This is a genomic window from Atribacterota bacterium (assembly GCA_028717805.1).
In the GTDB taxonomy this organism is placed as follows: domain Bacteria; phylum Atribacterota; class Phoenicimicrobiia; order Phoenicimicrobiales; family Stramentimicrobiaceae; genus Stramentimicrobium.
On sequence record JAQUNC010000020.1, the window covers coordinates 32,766 to 41,663 of the forward strand.

The 8,898-nt window shown below is 39.8% G+C and carries 8 protein-coding genes; 4 read left to right on the top strand and 4 right to left on the bottom strand.

Features of this window, described 5'->3' with window-relative positions:
* Positions 1-9 precede the first annotated feature (9 nt).
* The 4 genes from PHD84_05890 (at position 10) to PHD84_05905 (ending at position 4,187) form a co-directional block, all read left to right on the top strand.
* Positions 10-1,134 (top strand): ABC transporter substrate-binding protein, encoded by a 1,125-nt coding sequence (locus PHD84_05890; GenBank protein ID MDD5637326.1) that lies wholly within the window; start codon positions 10-12, stop codon positions 1,132-1,134.
* A gap of 22 nt (positions 1,135-1,156) precedes the next feature.
* Complete coding sequence (locus tag PHD84_05895; GenBank protein MDD5637327.1) at positions 1,157-2,245, top strand: iron ABC transporter permease; 1,089 nt, start codon at positions 1,157-1,159, stop codon at positions 2,243-2,245.
* The gene (locus PHD84_05900; protein MDD5637328.1) at positions 2,242-3,012 is read left to right on the top strand and encodes an ABC transporter ATP-binding protein; all 771 of its coding nucleotides are present in this window, start codon (positions 2,242-2,244) and stop codon (positions 3,010-3,012) included. Before PHD84_05895 ends, PHD84_05900 begins: the two co-directional genes overlap by 4 nt.
* A gap of 62 nt (positions 3,013-3,074) precedes the next feature.
* Positions 3,075-4,187 (top strand): putative sulfate/molybdate transporter, encoded by a 1,113-nt coding sequence (locus PHD84_05905; protein ID MDD5637329.1) that lies wholly within the window; start codon positions 3,075-3,077, stop codon positions 4,185-4,187.
* 50 nt (positions 4,188-4,237) lie between these two features.
* Here PHD84_05905 and PHD84_05910 read toward each other — a convergent pair whose 3' ends face one another.
* From PHD84_05910 to PHD84_05925, 4 genes are all read right to left on the bottom strand, one after another.
* Positions 4,238-4,732 (bottom strand): TRAP transporter small permease subunit, encoded by a 495-nt coding sequence (locus PHD84_05910; protein MDD5637330.1) that lies wholly within the window; start codon positions 4,730-4,732, stop codon positions 4,238-4,240.
* A gap of 12 nt (positions 4,733-4,744) precedes the next feature.
* Positions 4,745-6,028: a TRAP transporter large permease gene (locus PHD84_05915; GenBank protein ID MDD5637331.1), complete on the bottom strand. Its 1,284-nt coding sequence runs from the start codon at positions 6,026-6,028 to the stop codon at positions 4,745-4,747.
* Between the two features lie 180 nt (positions 6,029-6,208).
* Complete coding sequence (locus PHD84_05920) at positions 6,209-7,222, bottom strand: DctP family TRAP transporter solute-binding subunit (GenBank protein MDD5637332.1); 1,014 nt, start codon at positions 7,220-7,222, stop codon at positions 6,209-6,211.
* Between the two features lie 531 nt (positions 7,223-7,753).
* Positions 7,754-8,203, bottom strand: a complete 450-nt coding sequence (locus PHD84_05925; protein MDD5637333.1) for a YhcH/YjgK/YiaL family protein — start codon at positions 8,201-8,203, stop codon at positions 7,754-7,756.
* Positions 8,204-8,898: the final 695 nt, after the last annotated feature.

An 8,898-nucleotide genomic window follows, 5' to 3' on the forward strand; every position in this document is an offset into this window, starting at 1 on the left:
AGTAAGATTATGAAGAAAATAAAAAAAATTAACAGTATACTAAAAAATTATACTTTATTACTTATTTTAGTAGCTATAACAATTTTCTTTTTCTTTGCCAGCTCTGTTACAGCAGAAAGAACTGTTACTATCACGGATATGAGTGGTGACACAGTAACAATAACCGGTGAAGTTAAGAGAATTGTTAACTTATGGCCAGCGGGTACTTCCTCATTTTTTGTGATGGGAGCTGGGGAACTAATTGTTGGATTAGCCGTTAACAACCCGGGAACAATGAACTCCTGGACCCAACTATTTTACCCTGATTGTGTTAATATTCCGGCTCTGGGAGGGATAACTCCTTCCATTGAAAACCTTATTAATCTGGAACCGGATTTAGTTATCATTCATCCAACCACTGCTGCAAGTGGTCTTGCCCAACAGATCCGGGATGTAGGAATTCCTGCTATTAATATTAACTTTAGTGACTATGCTACCATGATACAGGCCTATACTATTCTCGGCGAAGTCCTCGGAGGAGAATATCAGGATAAATTAAACCATTGGTGCTCTGCTGTTGAAATTAAGCTGGAAAAAGTAAGAGAAGTTACTTCCGGTATTTCAGAAAACAATCGTCCGGTTGTATATTACATTGCTGGACAAACATCCAGCGTAAACACTACTATGGCTGCTGGAAGTATCATTTCTGACTGGATTGGATCTGCAGGTGGTAATAATGCAGCTGAGGTAATGAAACTAAGTTCTGGAGAAGTTACTCCTGAAGCAATTTGGGATTTAAATCCAGATCTAATAATATGTGCGGGTGTTTATCAACATGTAAATAAAAATGCTTTGGAAAATACTGATGGCTGGAAAGATTTAAAGGCTTTATCTAATAACAGACTATACACCAATCCTTATGGTTGTTTTAACTGGGATCGCTTTGGTCTGGAAAGTCAACTACAAATCCACTATGCCCTGATGTGCATTCAACCTGAAATAGCAAAGGAAAATGGCATTACCAGAGAATCTATGATAAATGAAATTATTGACTTCTATAAGCATTACACTAATTTTGAATTGAACCAAACACAGGCTGAGTATATGCTTGACGGACTTCGTCCAGATGGTTCAGCAGAATTTCCGGTACAGTAAATAAATCATTAAATTTATATAAATGAAAAAAATAAAACAAAATAGAAACAATCTCTCCATTTTAAATGGAGAGATTGTTTTAGAAAAGAAAAATATATTTGATATTTTCAGATATCATGGCATTTTTTTGTTTTCACTTGCTTTATTATTTATCGTTTTAGGAATATCACTGGCAATAGGGCAATATACTGTGCCTTTTAGAGACACTTTCCGGATTGTTTTTTCAAAAATTTTCACTATGGACAACAATTGGGATAACATTCAAGAAGCTGTAGTCATGAATCTACGTTTGCCAAGAACAATTGCTGCCATTATTATTGGAGCAGCGTTAGCGCTTTCAGGTGCTACTTATCAGAGTATTTTTAAAAATCCAATGGTATCCCCTGATCTGTTAGGTGTATCAGCTGGTGCGTCTGTAGGTGCTGCCACAGCTATCCTTTTAAGTCAGGATAGTGCTATGATTCAACTTAGTGCATTTGCCGGAGGTTTGATTGCTGTAGCTATAACTGTAACCATACCTCGACTGATCCGAAATCAATCTACTATTGTGTTAGTATTATCAGGTATAGTTATTGGCAGCTTGATGTCTTCTATAATGAATATTATAAAATTTGTAGCAGATACAGACACCCAGTTAGCTGAAATTACTTATTGGATGATGGGTTCTTTTGCTAAAGTGTCTTTTAATGCAATGATCCCTATACTGCCTACAATTTTGCTGCCCATGATTATAATCCTTCTTTTAAGATACAGGCTTAATGTACTATCCCTGGGTGATAATGAAGCGAAAACGCTTGGCATTAATCTAAGTACAACTCGAGGAATATTTATTCTATCTTCCACTCTAATCACAGCAAGCTCTGTTTGCTTATCAGGTACAATTGGATGGGTTGGTTTGGTTATTCCCCATACCGCCCGAATGATTATTGGCTCTGATAACAAAAGAATGCTTCCCATAGCTATGATCTTCGGAGGGATTTTTATGCTAACCATAGATATATTTTGCAGAACACTTACCTCCGCTGAACTCATGCTGGGAATTCTAACTGGAGTAATAGGGGCTCCCTTTTTTATATTTATCCTTTTTAAACAAAGGAGGCAAATGCAATGATTCTAGAAGTGAAAAATCTTAGTTTTAATTACCATAATAGCCGTCCGATTTTTCGTAATGTTACTTTTAATCTGGATAATGGTGAAATACTTTCTATATTAGGACCTAACGGCTCTGGCAAATCAACACTTCTAAATTGTATTGCTAATATTTACAAACCAAAATCAGGAGAAATACGGTTAAACGGTCAGTCTCTTTCAAAGATGAATATTCGCGATGTAGCACAGATAATCGGATATGTTCCACAAATCCATATTCCTGCCTATGCTTTCACTGTTAGAGAATTTACCGTTATGGGTAGAACTCCATATATTGGTGTTTTTAAAACTCCTAGCAAAATAGATTATAGAATTGCTGACGAGTCCCTGGAACGTCTTGATATTGCTTATCTCAGAGATAAACCATATACAAAAATTTCCGGTGGAGAAAGACAAATGGTGTTAATTGCCAGAGTAATCACTCAACAACCAAAGATAATTCTGCTTGACGAACCCACTGCTCACTTAGATTATGGTAATCAGCACCGTGCAGTGAAGATGATTCGCCAACTGGCTGATGAAGGATATGCATTAATTATGACTACCCATAATCCAGAACATGCCATCTTTCTAAATGGAAAAGTAGCCATTTTAAACCGAGAAGGTGTACTTGGCATTGGTCAATCAGCAGAGACACTCAATTCAGATACACTTTCTAACTTATACGGACTTTCCATAAAAACAATATATATAGAGGAAGCAAACAGAGTGGTAAGCATTGTATGCTAAAGGAATAAGAGTTTATTTTCGCGGTAAATCATTGTATAATCAAGATCATTGGGGTTATTGAAATGAAAATTAAATCTTTTGAATTTAATCTAAGAGAATTAGCCGGTTCTATGGGAGATTTCGGTACACTTTTCCCTTTAGCCATCGGTTATATTGTGATCTGTGGTCTGAACCCAGCCGGCTTCCTGGTCATGATGGGCTTATGTAATATTATTACCGGCTTAATCTATCGTCTTCCGGTTCCCATTGAACCTATGAAAATTATTGCCATTGTGGCAATTGCCCAACAATGGACTCCATCTATGGTCTATGCATCCGGTTTTGGGATGGGAATAATCTGGATTCTACTTGCCTTAACTGGAATCATTGAACGAATCTCCAAAATAACACCGAATTCTGTAATCCGGGGAATTCAGGTTACCCTGGGTATATTATTAATGTTTCAAGCCTATAAAATGATTTCTACTAATTGGATTATCAGCATTGTTGCTATTATTATTGTATTACTGTTCAGGCAAAACCGTTACGCTCCGGCCGCTATTATCCTGGTGATTATTGGCCTATTTATTATGCTCATACAAGGACAGTTTGACCAAATTAGTTCTCCGGTTCTGAGCATTCCAGCCTTTACTACTTTTTCTTTAAAAGAAGTATGGCAGACCTTGTTATTAGCTGGATTTGCTCAAGTACCACTAACTGCTACTAATGCTACTATAGCTACTTCTTCACTGATTAAAAAATATTGGCCAGAAAAAAAAGTAAGCGAAAAACAGCTAGCCTGGAATCAAGGGATTATGAATATAATCCTTCCTTTTTTGGGTGGAATGCCTACCTGTCATGGTGCTGGAGGATTAGCTGGTCAGTATTATTTTGGGGCTAGAACCGGCGGAGCTAATATACTGGAAGGTTTGATAGAAATCTTTCTGGGACTTTTCCTCTCAGCTTCTATTGCTAGTCTTTTTTCTGTTTTTCCCACAGCTATTATTGGAACAATGATGTTTATGGTAGGAATAGGGTTATTGAAATTCGCACAAGAAGTAAAAACCAGTAAAAATATAATTCCTATGGTTATTACTATTCTCATTGCTTTAGTTACCAATATGTTTTATGGCTTTTTAGCTGGAATAGCCTCTCATTATTTAATCTCTTTTCTCTTAAGACCAAAGATTAATTAAAAGTCTGGGGTTTCCATTAGATAGAATCATCCCCTGTTTCATTTTTTCATTTACGACCTGCGGAACGCCAAGATATCACGTACCAGATCACGGATTAGGTACAACAGAATCAAGACAGCATTCACGGGAATACTGGCATAGTAGAAACGGTGGTTGATCTTCAGGATCGGAGAAAACTGGGTCTGGGGCAGCATAAACTTGATTCCATAGTATAAAAGCATTCCGATAAAGAGCAAGTTGACCAGTGTAATAAACAGATGTACGTATTTCATCAAGGCTTTTCCTTTAAACTTTTTCTCAAGCAATTCCACTCGAAAGTGCTCGCCGCTGCGGAACAAGAGCGTCGTCACAGTCAGGATCATCCACGCCATGGTCAGCTCCACAATCTCTTCCGACCAGGCCATCGATGAGGTGAAGAACGGCAGCCGTAATATCACACGCCCCAGCAACATGAATGCAATGATCAGACACAGTCCGACCGCGACTCCCTTAAGAATGTTGGCCAGTATCTCATCGGCTTTTTTAAGAACTGTGATGATTTTCATTGTATTCCCTCCTTAGCCGTATAAAAGTGTGGGAATCCACATTGATAACGGAGGCCAGTATGCGCATAGTATCAGCACAATGAAGATACCGACTACATACGGTAGCACTGCCTTGGATAAGGACATCAGGTCCACATTCGTGATTGAACATACTGCATACAGGCTCATGCCCACCGGTGGCGTCAACAGTCCAATCATACTGGCAAGTATGAGCACTACACCGAACTGCACCTGATCCATCCCGATCTGCGCGATAATAGGCAGAAAAATGGGAGTAACAATCAAGATGACTGCGATCCCTTCCAGGAACATACCCAGAATCAGTAAGATACCTATGATAATCAATATCAGCAGCTGCGGATTTGTTGTTACACTCAGCAAGCCTGAAATGATTTGATCGGGGATGCGCAGCCGGATCATAAACCATGCCAGGAAGTTAGCCACGGCAATGATGAACAGTGTCTTGCAGCTGGTCAGGAGACTTTCGTACAACACCTTGAAAATCCCTTTGAAGGAGATTTGCTTATATATTAGGCAGCTTAGAAATAACGCATAGAATGTTGCGATAATGGCCGCCTCGGTGGGGGTAAAGATGCCGCCGAGGATTCCGCCGACGATGATGATGATCGTTGTCAGGCTTGGAAGCGCCTGCCATAGATATTTTAACCGTAGCTTCCAAGGCATCTTGGAGCTAACGGGGTATTTTCGCTTTTTAGAGATGAAATATACACAGATCGACATGGCCAATGCCATTAAAAGTCCGGGGATAAAGCCTGCCGCGAATAGGCGCGGTACGGTGGTGGAAGTAAATGACGAATATACCACGAACGGGATCGAGGGCGGGATAACCGGCCCGATGGTAGAGGATGCGGCAGTGATGGACGCGGAAAATGTTTCGTCAAATCCAGCGTCGTTCATGGCCTTCATTTCAATAGAACCAAGCCCTGCAGCGTCTGCAACGGCTGCACCAGACATACCCGAGAAAATTACCGAGGAAACCACATTCACCTGCCCAAGCCCACCCGGCCAGTGCCCGACCATCGCATTGGCAAAGTTAAAGATGCGGTCAGTAATGCCACCACAGTTCATTAGATTTCCCGCAAGAATGAAAAACGGGATTGCCAGCATCGTAAACCCCGTAGTTCCATAAAATACGCGCTGCGCCAGAGCCGTCAGCATCTTGGGCATGTCCAGCGCGATAAACGCACTGGCGCTGGTAATTCCCATCGTGACGCATACTGGAACCCCAATAAACATCAGCGCAAGGAGAACCAGACTCACAATGAGTGCAATCATATCTTGAATAGCCTCCTTCATTCAGTTTCTTAAAATGGCTGAATGACAGCACCCGGAGTGCTGCCATTCAGATTTTTCTATTAATAACTCAATGCCTACTGCAAAACGCGTTAGCGCAAACAACCTTTGCTTGTGATTGTGTTCCCACGCGTCGTTACAAGCTGTGTTCAGGCAAACATTTTAGTCTTCGGTTTGGCTAACAATCTCGAGAAATTTTGCAAGCATAGATCCTTCAGTATCACCAGCATATTCGGCAACGGCATCCCAGGCGGGACCCATCTTGTCTTTGAACAACGATAGGTCAACCTTAGTCACAACGACACCGTTCTCTTCTAGGATCTCTACATACTGAGCTTCAGCATCCTGAATCATGGAGCGCATCATGTCACGGGCATACACATGGGCTTCCTGAATCCAACCCTGCTGTTCTGCGGTCAGGCTCTGCCACCAATCCCAGTTCACCGTCAGGTTGACGGATTCCCAGGTGTGCCGAGTCAAACTGACGTACTTCTGGTTGACTTCCCACATCTTGAAACTCACAATGGTGGCGATGGGGTTCTCCTGGCCGTCAAAAGTACCCTGCTTGAGGGCAGGCAAAAGCTCGGTGAAGGCAAGGGGTTGTACGGTGGCGCCCAGGGCTTCGAAGCAAGCAACCTTTTGCACTTCAGAAGGGGTACGTATTAACAGACCTGCCACGTCTTCGGGTGTTTTCACTTCGCGAATGGAGTTACTTAGCATACGAAAGCCATAATCCCACCCACCGAGGTTGTGCAAGCCGGCAGCTTCCAGCGTACCGTCATTCACCCACTCGGCAAAAGGTCCGTCTATCACAGCATAAGCCTGTTCATAGCCTGAGAACATATACGGTGCAGTGACAAATGCATAGCGGATGTCAAATTTGTCAAGCGTGCCCTGGGATACCAGACAGGCTTCAATCAAGCCCTGCTGGGCCTGTTCGATCATCTCTTTAGCATTGCCCAAGACGCTGTCTTCACGGACGTCAACTTTGATCTCTCCTCCCGAGAGGTCTGTGACCTTATCGGCAAAGGCCTGAGCGGCGGTTCCTAAAGGATCGCCAGTCTCCGGCAGCTTACCGAAGTGACCCAGAGTCATGGTTACGGTCGCCGCATTTACCATTGCAACCATACCAAGCACTAAGGTCAGTACAAGTATTCCTGCAAACACTTTCTTCATTGAGATTTTCCTCCTTTTATAATGTTTTTATCTGGAAACAGCATATTCTTATACTGTTCACCATACATTTTTAGAGTTTTCGTATAATACGTGTAATATCACTCTATCCATGTTTAATTGTTATTTTATATAGGTTTCCCACAATACATCATGATATATTTTTAAGGCCGGTTGATTAATTACTTTACCAGACAGGGTTTCTCTTCTTGCAGTAGGTATAGATTTCACAAGCACTCTTCCTGTATTATTTGGTTAGGTCATTTAGAAATCTTTCATAATAACCATCATCACAAGAGAAGATGATTCATCGGTTGATGTCTCGGATGATGATGTGGTAGATTTCGGAACTGTTTTGATGCAGGCTGCCTTAGTTATTAATTAGATGCTCCCGTTGGATTGAGAAATGACCAATATAATAGCAGTCTATAATATCAGAAAAAACTGTCCATAAGAGAACCATCTCCTGTATTATTATGTTAAGGTTCAATTACAAAGAGCCTGGCACCTCTAAAATAATTTTCTACTATTAGCTTATATAATAATCTTTATTACACATTTCTTAACCGGAATCGGTTTATTGTAAACTAAGCGCGGAAGATGAGCATCTTCGGGGAAAAGAAGTATAATTGTATCGCCCTCAAGGGTCGCATAGTTACCATCTTCAACTTTCTCAAGAAGATAACAATCAGTTTTTGCCTTATAAGGTCCAGATGGTTTAGTACCCTCAATTGTACGATAACCAACCTTTTCAATCCCCGAGATGAGATACTGCAGATCTATATGATATTTGTGACACTCCCATGGAGGATCGGACATTGTGGTATACTCTTGAATTAAAACAACTACATTTTTCCAATCAATTTCATACTCACCTGCAGCAATATTTTCTAAATCAGTGGTCTTTAAAAAATTAAATGCTTTTTCAAAGTGGGGATTTAAACAATAGTATTTATGAGCATTTTTCAGTTTATCAAAAATCATAACAATTCCTCCTCAATTTTTTATACCATATGATAAGACATAACAAATCTCTTATAGTTTTAACTTAAACATTACTTAATTAAATCTATATTTCATAAGTTGGAATGAAGTTATATTTTCCATAACCTTTAGGGTTGGAAATAGAATTTCTTTAGAATATTTAGAGTTGCGGCAATATCTAAAAGCCTACTATTATATACAAAAGTTCCTAAATATTCTGAGATTTTGATTTCTCTGGTTAGGAAAGAAAATCTGACTTTATGATTAACTGTTTTTCTGATAATCTCTATCATCAATATTTCATATATATAAAATTTTTTTCATATTTATATTTTATCTAAATAAATATAAAAAGTCAAGTTTTTTAATTACAATGAGCAGATAGTCAGAAGAAGATAAAATACTACCAGAAGATGAGGGGGACGAGCTTCCCTAACAGAAAAAATTCGGTTATTTTCTACTATTTTTAAAATTATTTTATTTTGAATGCAAAGATAAGCTATAAAAACTCTGATGTAAAGTTCAACTCAGGGTATCATATTATTAATCTAATCCTTCCTTATCGATAACATCAAGAATAAAAGAGGCAGCCTTCCTGGCTCCTCCGCTTTTCTTGAATCCCTCCCCAATCTTTCCGGCTTTTTCTTTATAAGATTCATTGGTCAGTATTTCCTGGACAGCACTATAAATCAAGC

Excerpts from the sequence above, each read along its gene's own strand:
- PHD84_05890 (MDD5637326.1), top strand. The coding sequence starts at position 10 with ATGAAGAAAATAAAAAAAATTAACAGTATACTAAAAAATTATACTTTA.
- PHD84_05895 (MDD5637327.1), top strand. The coding sequence starts at position 1,157 with ATGAAAAAAATAAAACAAAATAGAAACAATCTCTCCATTTTAAATGGA.
- PHD84_05900 (MDD5637328.1), top strand. The coding sequence starts at position 2,242 with ATGATTCTAGAAGTGAAAAATCTTAGTTTTAATTACCATAATAGCCGT.
- PHD84_05905 (MDD5637329.1), top strand. The coding sequence starts at position 3,075 with ATGAAAATTAAATCTTTTGAATTTAATCTAAGAGAATTAGCCGGTTCT.
- PHD84_05910 (MDD5637330.1), bottom strand. The coding sequence starts at position 4,732 with ATGAAAATCATCACAGTTCTTAAAAAAGCCGATGAGATACTGGCCAAC.
- PHD84_05915 (MDD5637331.1), bottom strand. The coding sequence starts at position 6,028 with ATGATTGCACTCATTGTGAGTCTGGTTCTCCTTGCGCTGATGTTTATT.
- PHD84_05920 (MDD5637332.1), bottom strand. The coding sequence starts at position 7,222 with ATGAAGAAAGTGTTTGCAGGAATACTTGTACTGACCTTAGTGCTTGGT.
- PHD84_05925 (MDD5637333.1), bottom strand. The coding sequence starts at position 8,203 with ATGATTTTTGATAAACTGAAAAATGCTCATAAATACTATTGTTTAAAT.